At 65.2% G+C, this 18661-nt stretch carries 17 protein-coding genes; 13 read left to right on the top strand and 4 right to left on the bottom strand.

The window, feature by feature from the left end:
- Positions 1 to 11: 11 nt before the first annotated feature.
- The gene (locus M1M07_RS10385) at positions 12 to 563 is read right to left on the bottom strand and encodes a TetR/AcrR family transcriptional regulator (RefSeq protein ID WP_248674075.1); all 552 of its coding nucleotides are present in this window, start codon (positions 561 to 563) and stop codon (positions 12 to 14) included.
- Between the two features lie 149 nt (positions 564 to 712).
- Between M1M07_RS10385 and M1M07_RS10380 the strand changes: the two genes are divergently transcribed.
- The gene (locus tag M1M07_RS10380) at positions 713 to 1240 is read left to right on the top strand and encodes a thioesterase family protein (protein ID WP_248674074.1); all 528 of its coding nucleotides are present in this window, start codon (positions 713 to 715) and stop codon (positions 1238 to 1240) included.
- A 127-nt stretch (positions 1241 to 1367) separates the two neighbouring features.
- Here the strand turns inward: M1M07_RS10380 and M1M07_RS10375 are convergent, their stop codons facing one another.
- Entirely contained in the window at positions 1368 to 3023 is a 1656-nt protein-coding gene (locus tag M1M07_RS10375) for a class I adenylate-forming enzyme family protein (RefSeq protein ID WP_248674073.1), read from the bottom strand.
- A gap of 362 nt (positions 3024 to 3385) precedes the next feature.
- On the opposite strand from M1M07_RS10375, the gene M1M07_RS10370 reads away from it, so the two are divergent.
- The 10 genes from M1M07_RS10370 (at position 3386) to M1M07_RS10325 (ending at position 13410) form a co-directional block, all read left to right on the top strand.
- The gene (locus M1M07_RS10370; RefSeq protein ID WP_248674072.1) at positions 3386 to 4189 is read left to right on the top strand and encodes an enoyl-CoA hydratase-related protein; all 804 of its coding nucleotides are present in this window, start codon (positions 3386 to 3388) and stop codon (positions 4187 to 4189) included.
- Positions 4190 to 4294: 105 nt separating this feature from the next.
- Positions 4295 to 5431 carry an acyl-CoA dehydrogenase family protein gene (locus M1M07_RS10365; RefSeq protein ID WP_248674071.1) on the top strand — a complete coding sequence of 379 codons (1137 nt, stop codon included), beginning with the start codon at positions 4295 to 4297 and terminating at the stop codon, positions 5429 to 5431.
- A 31-nt stretch (positions 5432 to 5462) separates the two neighbouring features.
- Positions 5463 to 6359, top strand: coding sequence for an SDR family oxidoreductase (locus M1M07_RS10360; protein WP_085470535.1), 897 nt, complete (start codon positions 5463 to 5465; stop codon positions 6357 to 6359).
- A gap of 67 nt (positions 6360 to 6426) precedes the next feature.
- Complete coding sequence (locus M1M07_RS10355) at positions 6427 to 7239, top strand: PaaI family thioesterase (protein WP_248674070.1); 813 nt, start codon at positions 6427 to 6429, stop codon at positions 7237 to 7239.
- A 77-nt stretch (positions 7240 to 7316) separates the two neighbouring features.
- Positions 7317 to 7613 (top strand): WhiB family transcriptional regulator, encoded by a 297-nt coding sequence (locus M1M07_RS10350; RefSeq protein WP_197250732.1) that lies wholly within the window; start codon positions 7317 to 7319, stop codon positions 7611 to 7613.
- Between the two features lie 149 nt (positions 7614 to 7762).
- The gene (locus M1M07_RS10345) at positions 7763 to 8743 is read left to right on the top strand and encodes a zinc-binding dehydrogenase (RefSeq protein ID WP_248674069.1); all 981 of its coding nucleotides are present in this window, start codon (positions 7763 to 7765) and stop codon (positions 8741 to 8743) included.
- Between the two features lie 105 nt (positions 8744 to 8848).
- On the top strand, positions 8849 to 9376 hold the full coding sequence (locus M1M07_RS10340) for a MarR family transcriptional regulator (RefSeq protein WP_248674068.1): 528 nt from the start codon (positions 8849 to 8851) through the stop codon (positions 9374 to 9376).
- Positions 9377 to 9580: 204 nt separating this feature from the next.
- Positions 9581 to 10735 carry an acyl-CoA dehydrogenase family protein gene (locus tag M1M07_RS10335; RefSeq protein ID WP_248674067.1) on the top strand — a complete coding sequence of 385 codons (1155 nt, stop codon included), beginning with the start codon at positions 9581 to 9583 and terminating at the stop codon, positions 10733 to 10735.
- Positions 10736 to 10760: 25 nt separating this feature from the next.
- Complete coding sequence (locus M1M07_RS10330; RefSeq protein WP_197250729.1) at positions 10761 to 11558, top strand: SDR family NAD(P)-dependent oxidoreductase; 798 nt, start codon at positions 10761 to 10763, stop codon at positions 11556 to 11558.
- A 184-nt stretch (positions 11559 to 11742) separates the two neighbouring features.
- Positions 11743 to 13410: an AMP-binding protein gene (locus M1M07_RS10325; RefSeq protein ID WP_197250728.1), complete on the top strand. Its 1668-nt coding sequence runs from the start codon at positions 11743 to 11745 to the stop codon at positions 13408 to 13410.
- 51 nt (positions 13411 to 13461) lie between these two features.
- Here M1M07_RS10325 and M1M07_RS32710 read toward each other — a convergent pair whose 3' ends face one another.
- Positions 13462 to 14595: a LuxR C-terminal-related transcriptional regulator gene (locus tag M1M07_RS32710; protein ID WP_282581944.1), complete on the bottom strand. Its 1134-nt coding sequence runs from the start codon at positions 14593 to 14595 to the stop codon at positions 13462 to 13464.
- Entirely contained in the window at positions 14592 to 15752 is a 1161-nt protein-coding gene (locus M1M07_RS10315) for a LuxR C-terminal-related transcriptional regulator (protein WP_248674085.1), read from the bottom strand. Before M1M07_RS10315 ends, M1M07_RS32710 begins: the two co-directional genes overlap by 4 nt.
- Before the next feature lie 456 nt (positions 15753 to 16208).
- Between M1M07_RS10315 and M1M07_RS10310 the strand changes: the two genes are divergently transcribed.
- Together M1M07_RS10310 and M1M07_RS10305 are read left to right on the top strand one after the other, a co-directional pair.
- Positions 16209 to 17510, top strand: coding sequence for an MFS transporter (locus M1M07_RS10310; RefSeq protein ID WP_248674066.1), 1302 nt, complete (start codon positions 16209 to 16211; stop codon positions 17508 to 17510).
- Between the two features lie 27 nt (positions 17511 to 17537).
- A complete protein-coding gene (locus M1M07_RS10305; protein WP_248674065.1) occupies positions 17538 to 18551 on the top strand; it encodes a hypothetical protein in 1014 nt (337 codons plus the stop codon).
- The last annotated feature ends 110 nt before the right edge of the window (positions 18552 to 18661 follow it).

Here is an 18661-nt window from a genome sequence, read left to right as displayed (position 1 = left end):
CGGCGCCGGGGTCAGCCGCGGAAGGCGTCGAGTCCCTCGTTTGTGAGACGGACGATCAGGTCGGCCAGTCCTGGGGTGCGGCTGACCTTGGTCGGCCAATAGGCGATCGAGAAGATCGTGCCGAGGCAGGTTTGGGTTGCCACGGCGACCTCCGCCGACGTCGCTGTGGGGAGGCACCGGGCCACCGCGCTCTCCCAACAGTCGACGTAGAGCTTGCGCCGGCGATTGACTTTGCGACGCCAGGGATCCACCAATGAGCGGTCCTCCCGCTGGGTCACATTCACCAGGTGCCGGTGCCGGATCGCGAACTCGACATGATGGCGAACCAGACGCTCGAAGTCGATGTCGGCATCGTCGTCCACAGGCTCGACGGCACGGATCAGCTCGTCCATTGCCTCGTCGAACAGGGTGGCCAGGATCTCGTCCTTGCCGGAGAAGTGCCGGTAGATCGCCGGACCCGTGAGACCCGCGCGAGCACCCAGCTCGTCGACACTCGTACCGTGGAATCCCTTTTCGTAGAACAGTTCTGCGGCTGTATCGAGAATCTTCCGGCTCCTGTCCACTCGGCGAGTCTAGCACGACGTGTGAACGATCGTTATAGTGGAGGAACCGCTGTCGGCGATGCGGCACGACCCGCGGGACCGGCTCGCGTCGGAACACGTCCACGCGCCGGCCACCGACCGCCGTCGTGATGCACCCCACCAGGAGACCGATGACTGCCACCGTGCCCACATACGACCAAGTCGTGCGGCTTCCTCGCGAACTCGGACCACTGGTCGTCCCACCGGAGTTCGAGGACGCGAACGGTCACATGAACATCCGGCACTACCTGGACCTGGGGGCCCAAGCCATCGACACCGCCTTCCGCCGGATCGGCCTGACCGATGACTATCGTGCGACCCGCAGGCAGGGCTTCTTCACCGCCGAACATCACCTGAAGTACTACGCGGAAGTACACGTCGGACACCGGGTTTCGGCATACTTCCGGGTCGTCGAACGCTCCGACAAGGTCATCCACGGCATGGCCCTGCTCGTCGACGACACGACCGAGTCGCTGGCGAACACGCTCGAGGTCGTCGCACCCCATGTCGACCTCACCACCCGACGCGTCGTTCCGTTCGCCTCGGACATCGCGGGCGCAGTCGACCGAGAGCTCGCGGTCACCGAGCAGGCCGATTGGTCGGCGCCGGTGTGCGGAGCGATGGGGATCAGGTCGCGGCGCAACAGCTCCGCTCGATGACCAGCGCGTATTTGTCCACGATCACGCTCCGGCGCACCTTCATCGTTGCCGTGACCACATCACCGCCGGGACGCCACTGACCGCTCGACCGGATCGGTGATCTGCAGCCGGAACACCTTCGAACATCTCAGCATTCCCTCGTGAAGAGCTCGCGCAATTTGTATTTCATGATCTTGCCGCCGACGGTTTCGGGCATGCGATCGATCACGACGATATCCTTCGGGGCCTCGTATCCCGCCAGCCGCTCCCGCGCAAACGCGAGGATGCCCTCCACGTCGGCTTCTCGACCGGGCGCGACGGTGACGACGGCGGTGACCTTCTCACCCCAGACCGGGTCGGGCACGCCGATCACCGCGGCCCGCAACACGTCGGGATGGGTCACGAGGACACCCTCCACGCGCAGACTCGAGACGTTCTCACCGCCGGACTTCACGATGTCCTTGAACCGGTCCACCATGATCTGCAGGCCGTCCTCGTCGTACATGCAGCTGTCCCCGGAGTGGAACCAACCGTCGCGGAACGCCTCTCGTGTGGCTGCGACGTCCCCGTAGTAGCCGGCGGTGACCACCGGGCTGCGGTAGACGGCCTCACCGGCGATGCCCGGCCTACCGCGGAGACTGTTGCCGTCGGCATCGACGATGTCGGCAGCCAACAGCGGATTCGGCACACCGACGTAATTGGTTCCGCGGAGCGACTTTTCGAATTTGCCCGGATGCCGGTCGGGCCAGAAGCGATAGCACGACATCGCCTCGGTCTGCCCGAAGACTTCGAGCATCTTCACCTGCGGGCCGCACGCCTTCGCCAGGTCTTGCGCCATGCCCGGATTCATCGATCCCCAGGCGAACATCACCACGGTGAGGGAAGACAGATCGACGTCGTCGCAATCGAGGCCACGCGTGGCGAGCTGCTGGACCCAGGCCGGAGACCCGGCCCATACAGCCGTGACCTTCTCCGTCGTCACGGCGGCGGCCAGCGCCGCCGGATCGGGACGACGGCCGAGCACCATCGTGCCACCCGCCAGGATCGTCGGCAGGATCGTCGAATTGTGGCCGCAGTGATAGAGAATCGGCAAGAAGGTGCACGTCGTCAGGTCCTGCTCGTAGTCCAGGCCGCGGGTGAGCGACATCGCGTACGAGAAGCCGGCCATGTAGGAGTACGTGTGCGTTGCCATCGATGCCTTGGGCATCGAGGTGGTACCGGAGGTGAACAGGATGCTCCACACGTCGTCGGCGTGCCGGTTGCCGGACGGCTCGTCGGCCGGCTGCTCGGCGATCCACTCGGCGAAGTCGCGGCTGCCCGCGACGATCGGACCGCCGATCGGGATGGTGACATTCACACACAAATCGGCCCGTGCGAACACCTTTCGGGCCTGTTCACCGAACTCGCCGTCGACGACGGTGAACCGGACACCGACGTGCTCGACGACCCACTCGAGAACGTCGGGGGCGAGGTGGGGATTGACCGGCACCGCCACGAGACCGGCCTTGGCGATACCGAACATCGTCACCACCGCCTCGACGGAGTTCTCGCAGTAGAGCAGAACCCGTTCACCGTCGGTCAGACCCGCCGCGCGCAACGCCTGTGCGGTGCGATTTGCCGCGTCGTCCGCCTGTCGATAGGTCAGGCGCCGGAAGCCGTCGGTGGCGTACGCCCCGGCCCAGCCGACCAGTGCGTCCTTGTCCGGGCTGCTCCAGACGAGCCGCTCGAACAGGTCGCCCACGACCATCCGATTCCAGCGCTGATCCGCGCGGCGGCCGTGCAGTGTGGTGACGTCGAATTCCATGAGGTTCACTCTCCGTGGATGAGGGTATGGCGGAAGGCGCCGGTCAGGGGGCGGAGCGACGAGCGAACCCTACGGTCGGTCCGGCCGCCGCAGCCACACCTCACGCTGGTCGCGGATGTCGATTCCTCCAGAGGTTCCCGGCGAGGGTTCGGCCGGAATCGTCCCCTGCCGGGCTCCGCTGCGGGCATACTGTGCGGTTCCCGCCACCACGGTCAGGACACGGCAACCCACCCGCCCCTTGAAAACGATCGTTAACGCGGATACATTTGTCATACGGTCGGACCAAACCCGACGACTCCGTCCCGCGACCCCGTTCTCGCGGCGACGGCGAGCAACCAGTGCAGGAAGGGACCACCAGGTCGATGACTGATTTCACCGCATTCACGGACGTGACGTACGAGGTCGACAACGGACTCGCCTGGATCACGATCAACCGGCCGGACCGATACAACGCCTTCCGCGCCCGCACGGTCGACGAGCTCGTCAAGGCCTTCAAGGCAGCGTGGGGCAGCCCGGAGGTCGGCGCCGTCGCCCTCACCGGTGCCGGCGAGAAGGCCTTCTGCTCGGGCGGCGACCAGAAGCAGCGCATGGAGACCGGTGACTACGGACCCTCCGACAGCGGCCTGTTCGAGGTCGAGGCCCTCCACCGTGTCATCCGGGACACCCCCAAGCCCGTCATCGCCGCCGTCAACGGTGTCGCCGTGGGTGGCGGACACGTGCTGCACCTGCTGTGCGACATGTCCATTGCCGCCGAGCACGCCATCTTCGGACAGAACGGCCCCCGCGTCGGATCCTTCGACGCCGGCCTGGGAACCGGCTACCTCGCCCGCGCCATCGGTGAGAAGCGGGCACGGGAAATCTGGTTCATGTGCCGCCGCTACAGCGCCCAGCAGGCCCTGGAGTGGGGTCTCGTGAACAAGGTCGTACCCGCCGACCAGCTCCGCGCCGAGGTCCGGGCATGGGCCGACGAGATCCTGCAGCTCTCCCCCACCTCGCTCAAGGTGCTCAAGCAGTCGCTCAACGCCGACACCGAGCACTTCATCGCCCAGGGCAACATGGCCTACTCCACGCTCAAGCTGTTCGGTGAGTCCGCCGAGGCACTCGAGGGCATCAGCGCGTTCAACGAGAAGCGCCAGCCCGACTTCTCCAAGTTCCGCGGCGCCTGACCGCCCCAGCTCCCCGGGCGGCGGGACCCCACCGTCCCGCCGCCCGGTGACCTGCCCACCAGTTCACGCCGCCCTCCCCGTCGTCCACAGAGAGCAGTTGTCGACATGCGCTTCAGCCGAGAACAACACGAGTTCGCACTCGCGGTCCGCGAGTTCTGCGACGCCGAGTGCAAGACCCTGCAACAACGCGACGTGCTCACCGCTGGCGGCACCGTAGCCAACAGCCAGGTCATCCTCGACAAGTTCGCAGCACTCGGCTGGCTCGCGGTCTCGTTGCCCGAGCAATACGGCGGTGGCGGCGCCGGGATGGTCGAGGAGTGCATCTTCCTCGAGGAGACCTCGCGCGGCCTCGCCCCCATCACCGGCTACTCGACCGGCCTGACCGCCGCCCAGACGTATCTGCGCTACGGCACCGACGAACAGAAGCGCACGATCGTGTCGAACATGGCCGCAGGCAAGCTCGAGGCGATCGCCCTGAGCGAGCCCGGAGCAGGATCCGACCTCGGCAGCGTCCGCATCAAGGCCGAGCTCGTCGACGACCACTACGTGATCAACGGCCAGAAGACATGGATCTCCGCGGCCCACGTCGCCGAGCACGTCCTGTTGCTCGCCCGCACCGATTCCTCCGGTTCCAAGCACGAGGGTCTGACCCTGTTCATGGTGCCCACCGACACCCCCGGCCTCGAGATCCACGGCATCGCCACCATGGAGGCCCGAACCTGCAACGACCTCTACTTCACCGACGTGGCCGTCCCGGTCACGGCCGTGGTCGGCACTCCGAACCAGGCGTGGCGCCACCTCATGCGCGGCCTGAGCGTCGAGCGTCTCATCATCGCCACCATGTCGCTCGGTGCGGCCGAACGCGCACTCGACGACGTCATCGCGTTCGTCACCGAACGCGAGCAGTTCGGACGCAAGATCGGCAGCTTCCAAGCGATCCGCCACCGCATCGCCGACCTCGCCACCGAGATCGCCTTCGCGAAGTCCTTCGTCTACGAGGTCGCCGAACGCATCGACGCCGGCGAGGAGGACAATCTCAACCGCGAGGGCTCGATGGCCAAGCTCAAGTGCACCGAGATCGCAAAGAAGACAACCCTCGAGGCCATGCAGATGATGGGCGGCTACGGATACACCCGCGAATACGGCATGGAAGAACAGGTCCGCCGCGCCCTGGCCCCGACCATCTACGGCGGCACCAACGAGATCCAACGCGAAATCATCAGCAAGAGCCTGGGACTGTGATCCCCATTCTCCGACCGATAGGACCCACGGCATGACCACCTCCCCGTTCACGTCCGAGGCCCTCGCCGGCAAGCGAATCCTCATCACCGGCGGCGGAACCGGCCTCGGTCGCGGCGTCGCCCGCCACCTGGTCGACCACGGCGCCGACGTCCACCTCTGGGGCCGCCGACCCGCTGTCCTCGAAGAAGCCGCCACAGAGGCATCCGTCTCACGCCCCGGCTCGGTCCACTGGCAGACCGTCGACGTCCGCAACGCCGAGATGGTGTCCGCCGCGATGGACGAGATCTGGACCCTACACGGACCTCTCACGGGCGTGATCAACAACGCCGCCGCCAACTTCATCGCCCCCACCGAATCGCTCAGCCCCCGGGCCTTCGAGGCCGTCACCTCCACCGTGATGAACGGGTCGTTCAACACCACCCATGCCGCCGGCCGCCGCTGGATCGAAGGCGGCACCAAGGGCGTGGTGCTGTCCACGCTGACCACGTGGGTGTGGAGCGGTTCGGCGTTCGTCGTCCCCTCCGCGATGGCCAAGGCCGCCGTGCACTCGATGACCATGTCCCTCGCCGTCGAATGGGCCCGCTACGGAATCCGCCTCAACGCCCTGGCCCCGGGACCGATCCCCACCGACTATGCCTGGGAGATGCTCAATCCCACCGACAAGAGCGCGGTCGGCGCCACCCAGGCCGACCAGGTCCCGATGGGGCGGATGGGCACCATCGAGGAGCTCGCCAACCTGACGATCTTCCTGCTGTCGGACGCATGCGACTACCTCACCGGGCAGACCATCGCCATGGATGGCGGCCAGATGCTCGCCGGGCCCGGCACTTTCGCCGGCCTGACCTCCATGACCGACGCGGACTGGGCCGCCGCCCGGGAGAAGAGCAAGGCCGCCAGCGAAGCCGCGAAGGCCCAGCGCGGCGTCTGAGCCCCATCCCGACAGCCCTGGCGCGCGTTCGCGCACCGGGCTTCACCGCACGTCCGTCAGGAGAGCCATGACCAGCGACACCCCGACCGCGCTTCGATTCTTCTCCACCGGCGCCGAAAAGCTGTTCCGAGTCTCCGATGTGACCGGCAACGACTCTCACGGGTTTTCCGAAATGGTCACGGGGCCATGGCTTGCCGACGATCACGGACGACCGTGCCGAGGAACTCTCGGTGTCGTGATGGACGACGTGATGGGACATCTCGTCAGTGGGATGACGCCCGAGGGATTCTGGGCGGTGAGCACGGAAATCCACCTCGACTTCGTAGCGGATCCACCGGTCGACGGATCGGTTCTGCGCGCCGAGAGTTGGATGCTGGGTCGAGGCGCGCGGACCGGGCTGGCTGGTGGTCGGATCGTCGATGCGCAGGGCCGTCTCATCGCCTGCGGGTCCACCCGCCTCCAGACCGTGCCACTCACCGACCCGCCGGGCGCACCAGCGGTTTCCTCCGAGGATCTGAACTCACGACTCCGAGCAGACTCGATCATCGAACTGCTGGGAGCCGAGCACACGCGCGGGGCCGGTGGCCTCGAATTCGGTCCGTCCCCGGTGCTGGCCAATCCGATGGGTAACATTCACGGTGGTGTGCTTCTGTGCGCCTCGGAGATCACCGGTTCTGCGGCGCTCTCCGCCGATGCGGGCTTCCGCGCCACCTCGATCCACATCTCGTATCTGCGACCGTGCCCGTCGGACCAACCCGTCACGTTCGCGCCGAAGATCGTGCACCGGGGTCGCAGCCTCGGAATCGTCGAGGTCACCTGTCGCAACACCGCAGGAAAGACATGCACCACCGCCACCGTCACCTGCAGCGCCGTCCACTGACCCTGGGTTCCGACACAAGATCGTGGTCGATCGCTTCCGTCGGCCGTTCGCACATACCCCACATCCAGGCGAAGATCATGACGCTTCCTGCAACAAGACAACACACCATCGCGTTGTCGGCCGCCGACACCGACTGGCAGAGACACAGCCGCTGCCGCGATGCGGACCCCTCGCTGTTCTTCGGACCCGAGAACGAAGCCGGTCACGAACGCGCGCTGCGTGAAACCGAGGCGAAGCGCGTCTGTGAGGAATGCCCCGTGCTTCTCCGATGCCGCAAGCATGCACTGGCGCACTTCGAGCAGCACGGCATCTGGGGCGGCCTGACCGAGAACGAGCGCACACGACACCGGCGACCGCTGTGGAGAGTCCTATAGCCCTCGGACAGGGCCGGCCGGATCGAGCCGATCCCGGTGGAATCCACCGGTTCGCCCTCGAATCGGCACCGGTGACGGTAGCGGACCCGATCGTCACCGCACCGCGGGATGTGCAGTATCGTGCGAATGGTACGACCGAAAGGATCATTGTGGACGCCATCGTGATGCAGGAGTTCGGAGGACCCGATGTCTTGAGGTGGCAATCGGTCCCCGATCCGACAACCGAACCCGGTTGGGTCACCGTCGAATTGAAGGCAGCGGCACTCAATTGGCACGACGTCCTGGTACGACAGGGCAAGTATTCGTCACCACTGCCCCACATTCTCGGCGCGGACGGCGCAGGAATCCGCACCGACACCGGCGAGGAAGTTCTCGTGCTCCCGTCGCTGTGGTGGGGTGATCGCGAAGCCGCCCCGGGCGCGCAGTGGGAGATCCTCGGCGATCACCAGCGTGGTACCTACGCCGAACTGGTCCGAGTCCCGAAGGACTGCGTCGCACCCAAGCCCCGCGGCCTCACCTGGGAGCAGGCCGCGGCACTTCCCCTCGTCGGCCTCACCACCTACCGCGCCCTGTTCACACGCGGCCGCCTCCGCGCCGGCGAAAACCTCCTGGTCCTCGGCGCAGGCGGCGGCGTCGCGACCATGGCCGTGATGCTTGCGGCCGCCGTCGGCGCGCGTGTCACAGTAACCTCGTCGTCGACGTCCAAGATCGAGCAGGCTCGAGAGCTCGGCGCGGCGAACGGCGTGTTGTACACCGATCCTCATTGGCCGGACGCCGCTCGCCGACTCTCACCCCACGGCCAGGGCTTCGATCTCGTCCTGGATTCCGTCGGGACATGGGAACAGTCCGTCACGGCATTGCGGCCGGGCGGTCGACTGGTCGTGCTGGGCGCGTCACGCAGCGAACGCACCACCCTCGATATCCGCCCGTTCTACTTCGGACAGTACGAACTGATCGGGACCACGATGGGCAGCCCCCACGACTTCGAGGGTCTTCTACGGCTGCTGGACACCGAAACCGTTCCCCCCCTACCGATCAGTGCTGTGTTTCCTCTCGCCGAAGCGGCCGCCGCACACAAGTACCTCGAACAGGGAAGCGGGTTCGGGAAGATCGTGCTCTCACACAGCTGAGAGCCGTTCGGCCACCGGCAGCCGACACGCGTCCGGCTATCATCGATCCGGCACGTCGGCTATCGATGCGAGAGACGCGGTTCGGCGGCGACGAGAGGATGCACAGTGGCGAGTGAGCACTCGACGCCCGCCGACGACAGTCGCGACGTGATCGACTGGATGCGCGCCGAGTGGACGGAACGACGGGATTCGGCCGAACTGGAATTCGCCACCACCATGGCCCTGCTTCGCACGCATCAGTGGATCGTCCGCGCCATGGACGGGGAGCTACGCTCACTTCGATTGTCGCGCAATGCCTATCTCATCCTGACGTCACTGCAGCTGTCCGAGGAGCGAACCCGCACACTCGGAAAACTGAGCAAGTACCTGATGGTCCATCCCACCACGGTGTCGATGGCGGTCGACCAACTCGTGAAGGCCGGCTTCGTCGAACGCCATGCCCATCCGACGGATCGCCGGACCGTCCTCGCCACTCTCACCCCAGCGGGCCTGGACGTGGTCGAGGAAGCGAACAATCGTCTCGCCGGAGCCCGGTTCGGTCTCGCGTCGGTCGACACACAGACTCTCGAAACCTTGATCGCACATCTGCAACTCGTCCGCCGCGCCGTCGGCGACATCGAGACCGGCCACTGACCGGCTGAGCTTTTCGCGGTCGCAGCAGTCGAATACCGCACTCCCGCGCATCCCACACCTCTTGCCAGAAATGCTTTGTCGACCTACTATTCAAATCTAGAATTCTTTCCGGCGGGGCACGGGTCGACCCCGGGTTCCATTGCGCGTCAGCGCTTCCCTCGCCGCGATCACCCCAGTCGAGTCCCCGCACAGGAGCACACTCCCATGGTTTCCTTCGCATTCACCGACGAGCACGAAGAGTTCCGAAAAACGTTGACAGCGTTCAGCGACCGCGTTCTCCTGCCCGGCTACCGCGACCGCGCAGCGTCGACGGAGTTCCCCTTCGACATCCTGCAGAAACTCGGCGACATCGGCCTGCTGGGCATCGGACTACCCGAGCAATACGGCGGAACCGGCACCGAAGATCCCATTCTGCTCGGAATCGCCACCGAGACTCTCGCGTACGGCGACGTGAACATGGCGTCGGCTCCCGTACAGATCGGTCTGGTCGCCTCCCAACTGGCGCTGTGCCGGGACGAGGTCCAGGACCACTACCTTCCGCCGCTGATTCGCGGTGAACAAACCATCGCCATCGCCTTGACCGAGCCGGGCTCGGGATCCGACGCGAGCGCCCTTCGCACCACCGCCACCGCCGTGGAGGGTGGATGGCGCCTGAACGGGGAGAAGACCGCGATCTCATGGGCGATGAACGCCACCGCCGCACTCGTCTACGCCCGCGAACCCGGATCGGAGCGGGCACGAGGCGTCAGCTGCTTCGTCGTCCCGCTCGACGCGGACGGAGTCACCGTCAGCCACATGCCCGGCATGGGTTGCCTCCCGCTGGGCTGGGGAAGCATCCACCTCTCCGATGTCTTCGTTCCCGAATCACATCTCGTCGGGGAACTCGGCAAAGGCTTCCACTCGGTGATGGAACACTTCGACTTCAGCCGTGCCGCCCTGGGGCTGATGTGCCTCGGAGCCGCGAAGCAGAGCCTCGAGGAGGCCGCCGAATACGCCCAGCAGCGGGAAACCTTCGGACAACCACTGTCCGAGCACCAAGGCCTCGCATTCCAATTCGCCGAGCACGCCACTTATCTCGAGGGTGCCCGCTGGATCTGCTATCGGGCGCTGTGGCTCAGGGAAACCGCTCAACCACACACCGCCCTCGCGTCGATGAGCAAGTGGTGGCCACCTGTCGTGGCCAAGAACGCGATCGAGTTCGCGATGCGGGTACACGGAAATCTCGGCTACTCGACCGAATCACCTCTGCAGCAGAGATACCGCGACGTCACCGCCTATCTCGTCGCCGATGGCACCGCCGAGATCCAGAAGCGCATCATCGCCAAGGACATCTTCGCCCGCGGCACGGTATCCCTCTGACCCGACCCTCGAACGGAATACACGAATGAACACACATGGCACTGCAGCACCGAAGGAACTGAAGGACAGCAGCGCACTGGTGGTGGGAGGAACGGCCGGAATCGGCCTGGCGACCGCGGTAGGCCTCGCTCAGGCCGGCGTACCGCGCATCATGATCGTCGGCCGCGGATCGGAACGCGGATCTGCTGCCCGAGAGCGCATTTCGTCTGCCAACTCGTCGTGCGAGGTCACATTCCTGTCCGCCGACGCGACCACCGTCGAGGGCGCCACACACATCGCGGCCGAAGCCGAACGGATCCTCGACGGTGTCGACATCCTGGTCTCGACGACGGCCGCAGACACCCGGCCGGAACTCTTCGCGAACATCCCCACCGACGACATCGCACGCATCTTCAACCAACTCGCACTGCCGTGCATGTACCTCGCGAGCGAGATCGTCCCGCACATGACAGCACGGAAGACCGGGGTGATCATCAACGTCGCCTCGGATGCCGCGAAGACCGCCACCCCCGGCGAAGCGGTCATCGGAGCGGCCAAGGCGGCGATCGTCATGTTCAGCCGGACCCTGGCCATCGAAGCCAAGCGCAACGGGATCCGAGTCAATGTTCTGACCCCGTCGCTCGTCGCCGGCACCGGTTCGACCGAGCGAATCACATCCGACGGATTCAGCGCCAAACTGTTTGCCAAGGCCGCCCAGCAAGCCCACCTCGGCGTCCCCGAATCCGAAGACCTGGCCGCACTCGCAGTCTTCCTCGCCTCCCCCGCCGCACGACGGCTCACCGGACAGGCGATCAGCGTCAACGGAGGAATTTCCGCAGCCTGAGAACTACCCCCGGGGGACACACCCATCCAGACGCCTCATCCCATCGAGGCAATTCCTTCACCCTCGAGGCTGAGATCGCTTCCGAACAGTTCATTTCCCCCATTCCGCTCGAGAACATGGTTCGACCAACAACTTCCGTCCACTTCCGCCCACGAACAGGGCACCCTAAAGCAAGGATCCGCACATGGACGTCGTGGAGCACACACGGGCAATCCTTCCCGAGGACCGCTACAGCGCGAACACGCTGCACGCGTTCCGATCGAACGGTTACTGGCGTGACGAGAGCCTGACCGAACACGTCGACCGATGGACGGAGACAGACCCGGATTTCGTCGCCGTCACCGACGGCTACAGCACGCTCACCCGCGGCGAACTTCGCGCACAGGCATATCGGCTGGCGGCGTCACTGAGGAAACTCGGCGTCGCCCCCGGCGACCGGGTTCAGGTGCAGCTGCCGAACTGGAACGAATTCGTCGTCATCTATGTGGCCGCAGCCCGGATCGGCGCTGTTGTGGTGCCCACGATGCCGGTCTACCGGCACGACGAGGTGCGCTACGTCCTCCAGCACTCCGGAGCCAAGGTCTCCTTCGTCACGGAAGAGTTTCGCAAGTTCCGCTATGCCGACATGCTGGCGGAGATCCGTGGCGAGCTGCCCGGGCTCGAGCACGTCGTCGTCGTACGTGGATCTGCACGTGCCGATGAGCTCGCATTCGAATCACTGATCGCCGGAAACCATGTGCCTGGCCCCGACGAACTCGGATCGCCGCCGCCGGCGGATGCCGCTCACGCGATCATCTACACCTCGGGCACGGAATCACGCCCGAAGGGCTGCCAGCACACGTTCAACACCCTGTCCTTCACCGTCTACGGTCTCGGTCGCGAGGTGATGGGCCTGGGCCCCGACGATATCGTCTTCATGCCCTCCCCGGTCACGCATGCAACCGGACTCGCCGTGGGCGTGGCGACACCGTTGATCCTCGGGAGCGGAATTCACCTACTCGACGTGTGGGAACCCCACGAGGGACTTCGACGCATCGCCGAGTACAGGACAACGGTCAGCATGGCCGCGACACCGTTCCTCCAGATGGCACTCGGGGCGATCGAAGCAGGCGCGGCTCACGACCTGAGCTCGATGCGACTCTGGGTGAGCGCAGGCGCCCCGATCCCGGAAACCCTACTGCGGGATTGGAAGACAGCGCTCCCTGACTGCACCCTCCTTCCGGTATACGGCAGTAGCGAGGGACTGTTGGTGACCGCCGTGCGTGTCGACGACCCCGTCGAGAAAGTGCTCTCCTCCGACGGGCGGGCCTTCGAGGGTGTCGATCTCGAAATCCGCGACGACGCGGGTACCGTGCTGCCGGCCGGCGAGGAAGGCCAGATCTTCTACGGTGGACCGGGTATCTTCCTCGGATACTGGCGCGATCCCGAGCGCACCGCCGCGTCGATCGACCACCGAGGGTTCCTCGCGTCCGGTGATCTCGGCCGCGTCGACGCGGAGGGCTTTCTGCGGGTCACGGGGCGCATCAAGGACCTCATCATCCGGGGAGGCATGAACATTTCCGCGCGGGAGGTGGAGGAGCACCTCTTGGCACATCCGCGGATCGTCGCAGCAGCGGCGGTGGCGATGCCGGACGCCCGACTCGGCGAGAAGGTGTGCGCCTTCGTTGTCGTCGACGGCGATGCACCGACCCTGGAGGAGGTGGCCGACTTCCTCCGAAACGAACGTAAGGCCATGATGCAGAAGATCCCGGAGAAGCTGGTGGTCGTGGATCAACTCCCCACCACCGCGACCGGAAAGATCCAGAAATTCCTCCTCCGCAAGCAGGCAGCCGAATTGGCTGCCGACGCCTGATCGGCTGCCGCCGCCCGCGGAGGCACATGCCGACAGAGACCGGTCGGCTGCCTACCGCGGGTACCGGTAGATGGCTTCGGACCGATTCGCCGCGCCCAGTTTTCGAAGAATCTTCTTGACGTGTGTCTTCACCGTGAAGATGCTGATCACCAGTTCCTCGGCGATTTCGGCGTTGGACGCACCCCGAACAACCAATGCGAAGACCTCGCGTTCACGAGCAGTCAGGCAGTCGATCGCCGGCGCATCCGGGACCTCGTGGGTGTTTCCGGTCGGCAGGGCGGCCCACCGGGTGGAGTTCTCGTCGACGAAATGCACATCGGCATACCCGAGACGCTCGACTTCCCTCGCCTCCTGCTGCAATCGTTGGATTATCAGAGCCTTCTGTTCGCTGAGACGATCAGCGAGCATCACCCGTTCGAACAGCGTTCCGGAAGTCCGCGCGAATGCGTCGATCACCTCTCTGTCCACTGCGTCCAATGGCTCACCGGCGACACGACTTCCGTGCACGAGCCCGATCACCCCGGCCGACACGGTGATCGGAGCCACCACATACGCGCTCGATGCGAGCATCTGCACAGCCTCGTCGGTCGGCCCGATGTCGGTGTCCGATCCGACGAGCACCGCTGCCCCTGTCTCGCATGCCCGGTCCTCGGCGGAGCCGGAAGTGAGGGGCAGGGCGTGCGGCGAGAAAACTGTCTGCTCTGCCCTTTCCTCGCTGTACAGGTCCAGCACCGTCCACGTTCCGTTGTGCACTTCGGACAACAGTATTCGGTCGAGGTGGGCAATGTGTGCCAGCTCCCGGCAGATGAGCTTGCGGAGACCGGCGACCGACTCGGCTCCGCGAAGACGACGCATCGCTCCGGCAAACTCGTCGGGCGAGAATTCATGCGCCGGTTCGGAATACTGCGTGCGGATTCGCCGCCGCAATTCCTGGAGATCAGCAATGAGACGACCGAGTGACCGCCGCCGCTCGGGGCCGAGTGCTGTGAGCGCAGCGAACGCAGATTCGGTGGCTGCATCGAGCAACGCTACGCAGGTGCCGGGAAAATCCGGCCGAGCCTTGTAGGGCCGCAGATCGATACCGTAGTCGTTCCCCAGCCGGTCGAGGAGGTCGATCACAGCCTGTGGCAATCCGCGTTCGGCCACCGCCCGGGAGGTTCTCTGCCCCTGCGATTTCTGTCTCATCGCTGTCGTCGAGCCTGGCTCGAGTAGAGGGCAGCCGCGGCAGCGCGCGTCGGTACGTGCAATTTCTTGAGTACTGCCTTCACGTGCGACTTCACGGTTCCCTCGGAAATGACCAGCGCTTGGGCGATCTGGCTGTTCGTAGCTCCCGTCGCGAGATACGAGAGGATCTCGCGTTCCCGAAAGGTCAGCACCGAGTTCGGTTCGACCATCTGGCGGTCGTCGGGCTTGCCAACGGCGCCGTCCGCCGTTACCTCGGCACGACGGGAGAGAATCGCGTCGGCCTTCGAGATCCGATCGAGCATGTCCTGAGTTTCGTCGAACGACTTCTCGATCCGTGCACGTTGCAGTTGGAGCCGTTGCTTCAGAACGGCCTGCTCGTAGATGATCGCCAGAACGGTTGCGAAGGTGTCCAATCGATCTCGATCACTCGGGTCGAGCGCATCGCTCGACCCGGGACGATCGGCATGGAGCAGCCCGATGACTTTTCCCCCGGACATCACCGGTGCAGCGACGTATGCCGACGTCCGGGATGCACTGACCAACTCCCTGTGGGTGCGCCGATCGTCGGCTGGGGCGGCAACCAGCGCCGGAACCCGGCGGCGTACCAGCTCGGTTTCCAGGGGCGCCTCCGCCAGCGACAGTTCGGTGGAGGCGATGTAATCGGAGAAGTCGAGTGGGGAGCCGTCGAGTTCAGGCCGTAGATAGAGGCGACGCGGCTGCCAGCGGGAGCCCGACACGGCGGAGATCAACGAGCGCGTGAACGCCAACTTGGTGCAGACGATGCTCGGTGCCGACTCGATGATCTCGCGCGGCGGAAGCTCCCGGAGTTGGACGGCGACGTCGTGGACCGCGCCCAGCTCGGCAACCCGACGGACGGCCTCTTCCTTGGCGAACTGCTCTTCCAGGTGTTCGATGTCGACGAGGATTCGACATGCGTCCTCGATGTCCGCTCCGGCTATCCGTCCCTCGGTCAGCGCATCGGCGAGCCTGCGCCGCGCCGTGGCCAACGACACCGCCAGGGCAGAAGGGCGCGGGTCGCAGGGTTGGTCGCCCAGCAGTTTGCCTGCCGTGCCGAGGCATTCGGTGGCTCGCTGGAGGAGATGCGTCGAAGTCGTCCGGCTCACCGTCACCCTGCACCCTCGACCTTTCTCGTCCATGCCGCCCACTCCTTGTGACTGAAGTCACTCGGAAGTATAGCCAGCTCGGAGCGCACCGTCCAATGGTATGACCGATACAAGGGTGGGCGCCGCGGCAGTGTCCCACGAGTGGAGGAATCGACAGCCCGGAGACCGGATGCTCTGGCCGTGCCCGCACGGTGTTCTCTACCGTCCGGGCAGCAAGCAGATATGCCTCACAGAGATGATGTGAACCGTCGCCGGAGTCCGATGCCGCGCCGGTCGGCGACCCCGGGCCGGAGGTCCTTTCCGCGCCGACAGCCGGACCTCGCCACCTCGCTCACGCCACACGAAGCCCTATCCCAATCGGACAGAGCATTTTGGACTGTCCTTTACATTGGCCAGTCCATATGGTGGCATGTGTGACGGGGACCACTTCCCGCGGGGCCCGCTGGTGGCATCGCCGCCAACCATCGAAAGCAATCGACAGGAGCTTCCATGAGCACAGTCGGCACGACTGGGTTGCAGGCGCCCACACGGCACCTGAACCGCTGGTGGTATGTCGCCACCGGCTTTCTCACACTGCTGTTCGGCACCAGCACGGTCAACGTCCTGTTCAACATCCTCGGCAAGCCCATGACCGAGGAGTTCGGCTGGGACCGCAGCATCATCGCCAACGGTCTCTCCATCGAGACGATGATGGTCGGTGTCAGCATCGTCATCCTGGGCTTCCTCATCGACCGCTACGGCCCCAAAGTGCCTTCGGTGCCGATGGCCCTGACTTTCGGAATCGGCCTCATGTTGATGGCCGCGCTGCCGAACAACGAAATGTTCTTCTTCGCGCTCTGCATCGTGATCGGCGCCGGCGCCGGCGCGGTAAACCCGGTAGCGCACTCCACCGTGGTGAGCGCTTGGTTCCAGGACCGTCGCGGCATGGCGCTGGGCATCCTCATGGCCGGTCTCGGTGCCTGCGGGGTATTGATGCCGTACCTCGCCAACTGGGTACTGAGCATGGGCAGCTGGCGCGTGGCCTTCCTCGTCATCGGCGCGGTGTGCACGATCATTCCGACTTCGGTCTATGCATTCGTCACCCGGATGCCGGCCGAACACGACGCCGAACGCGAGGCTGCACGTCTGCAAGGCCGGGTTGCCGGAGAATCTCTCCTCACCGTGGCCCGGAAATACCGACAGTTCTGGTTGCTCTCCGTCGCCATCTTCCTGGTGTCCTCGGCCACCTTCGGCCTGATGTCGCAGGTGGTACCGATGACCACCGACAAGGGCATCAGCCAGACCACCGCCGTGTCCGTCCTGTCCGTTCTCAGCCTGTCCTCGATGTTCGCTCGCCTGCTCGTCGGCTACCTGCTCGACCGCTTCTACGCGCCCCTGCTCGGCTCGATCATCTTCGCACTGTGCGCGATCGGCGTCTTCCTCATGATCACCTCGTCGGAGGTAGGACTGCTTGTCATGGGCTCTGCACTGATCGGCCTGGGGCTGGGATCCGAGGGCGACCTCGCCGCCTACATGGTGAGCCGGTACTTCCCCAAGCATTCGTACGGTCGGGTGCTGGGATTCATCTACTTCCTCTACGCCCAAGGCGCAGCCTTCGGAATCTTCCTGCTCGGACAGATATACAGCGCCACGGGGTCCTACCGCGCCGGGGCACTCCCGATCATCGTGCTGGTCGGCATCGGCATCGCCTGCCTGCTGATGATGGGCTCCTACCGCTTTACCCTGAACCACAAAGAGGTCGATGCTGCCGAAGCGGCCCGGGAGACCACAACGTCGCCAGTTTCGCACTGATACCCCATCGACCAAAAAGGAGCAGAGATGACCGACGGATTCCACGACGCCCTGATAACGCAGTCCACCTCGGAGATGCCGGAGAAGTTCTTCGACCGGTTCATGTTCAACCTCCATCCGGACGACGGCACCGCGCCCTCGGTAATCCTCGGCGCCGGGGTCTATCCGCCGCGGAACGTCGTGGACGGCTTCGTCGTGCTGACCACTGCAACCGAGCAGCGCAACCTCCGCGTCTCCACCGAACACGACGCAACCGACAAAGCTTCCGTCGGGCCTCTGCGATGGGAAACCGTCGAGGACAACACCACGTGGCGAATCCGACTCGACGAGAACAAAACCGGACTCGAACTCGACCTTCTCTGGCACGCCCGGGCGCCCTACTGGCTCGGATCCGTGGACGTGACGAACACCGACGGAAACCTCACCTCGTTCGACCATCTCTTCCAGCCCGGTCGCTACCAGGGCACGCTCACGCTGGACGGCACCACAACCGATGTCACCGGTTGGTACGGGCTGCGGGACCGTTCCCGCGGAGTACGTACCATGTCCGGAGGCCAGGGCCTGCACATCTGGTATCAGGCCCAGTTCCCTGACCGCACATTCGGATTCCTCCTCGTCGAGGACCGGCACGGCGGACGGATCCTGCTGGAAGGCGCCGTCATGCACGACGACGGGCGACTCGACGACATCACGGACGTCCGGCACAGCCTGGCATTCACGACAGGTAACGACCTTCTCCACGGCACAGTGGAGATCGTGACCGCCACCGGCGCGACCTACCGTGTCGATGCCGATGCCTCGGCAGGCGGTGGATACATGGCAGGTGGCGGTTACGGCGGACACCACGGACAGGTTCGTGGTCGCGACTTCGAAGAGTTCGATGTCTATCCCCTCGACGGGACGGTGGGTCCGACGACTCTCGACTCCGCCCTGACGGACCGATGCTGCACGTTCGAGTGGAACGGACAGACCGGATACGGCATTTTTGAGTTCGCCCTGTCGCGTTCGGCGTCCTACGCCTACCGCCCTTCCTCGGTGTGACGGACCGGGCCCTGTGCTGTCCCTGCGCCGATCGGTCGGTGCAGGGACAGCACAGGGCCGCAACGTGTTCCGGAACGACGTCACATCAGCACCGTGAGATCGGCAAGACC

The sequence above is a fragment of the Rhodococcus sp. HM1 genome, assembly GCF_023218075.1.
In the GTDB taxonomy this organism is placed as follows: domain Bacteria; phylum Actinomycetota; class Actinomycetes; order Mycobacteriales; family Mycobacteriaceae; genus Rhodococcus.
The sequence above is the reverse complement of the archived record's forward strand: the minus strand, read 5'-3'. Positions and strand labels throughout refer to the sequence as shown.

Coding starts and splice junctions, on each gene's coding strand:
- M1M07_RS10380 (WP_248674074.1), top strand. CDS start 713: ATGACTGCCACCGTGCCCACATACGACCAAGTCGTGCGGCTTCCTCGC.
- M1M07_RS10375 (WP_248674073.1), bottom strand. CDS start 3,023: ATGGAATTCGACGTCACCACACTGCACGGCCGCCGCGCGGATCAGCGC.
- M1M07_RS10370 (WP_248674072.1), top strand. CDS start 3,386: ATGACTGATTTCACCGCATTCACGGACGTGACGTACGAGGTCGACAAC.
- M1M07_RS10365 (WP_248674071.1), top strand. CDS start 4,295: ATGCGCTTCAGCCGAGAACAACACGAGTTCGCACTCGCGGTCCGCGAG.
- M1M07_RS10360 (WP_085470535.1), top strand. CDS start 5,463: ATGACCACCTCCCCGTTCACGTCCGAGGCCCTCGCCGGCAAGCGAATC.
- M1M07_RS10355 (WP_248674070.1), top strand. CDS start 6,427: ATGACCAGCGACACCCCGACCGCGCTTCGATTCTTCTCCACCGGCGCC.
- M1M07_RS10350 (WP_197250732.1), top strand. CDS start 7,317: ATGACGCTTCCTGCAACAAGACAACACACCATCGCGTTGTCGGCCGCC.
- M1M07_RS10335 (WP_248674067.1), top strand. CDS start 9,581: ATGGTTTCCTTCGCATTCACCGACGAGCACGAAGAGTTCCGAAAAACG.
- M1M07_RS10330 (WP_197250729.1), top strand. CDS start 10,761: ATGAACACACATGGCACTGCAGCACCGAAGGAACTGAAGGACAGCAGC.
- M1M07_RS10325 (WP_197250728.1), top strand. CDS start 11,743: ATGGACGTCGTGGAGCACACACGGGCAATCCTTCCCGAGGACCGCTAC.
- M1M07_RS32710 (WP_282581944.1), bottom strand. CDS start 14,595: ATGAGACAGAAATCGCAGGGGCAGAGAACCTCCCGGGCGGTGGCCGAA.
- M1M07_RS10315 (WP_248674085.1), bottom strand. CDS start 15,752: ATGGACGAGAAAGGTCGAGGGTGCAGGGTGACGGTGAGCCGGACGACT.
- M1M07_RS10310 (WP_248674066.1), top strand. CDS start 16,209: ATGAGCACAGTCGGCACGACTGGGTTGCAGGCGCCCACACGGCACCTG.
- M1M07_RS10305 (WP_248674065.1), top strand. CDS start 17,538: ATGACCGACGGATTCCACGACGCCCTGATAACGCAGTCCACCTCGGAG.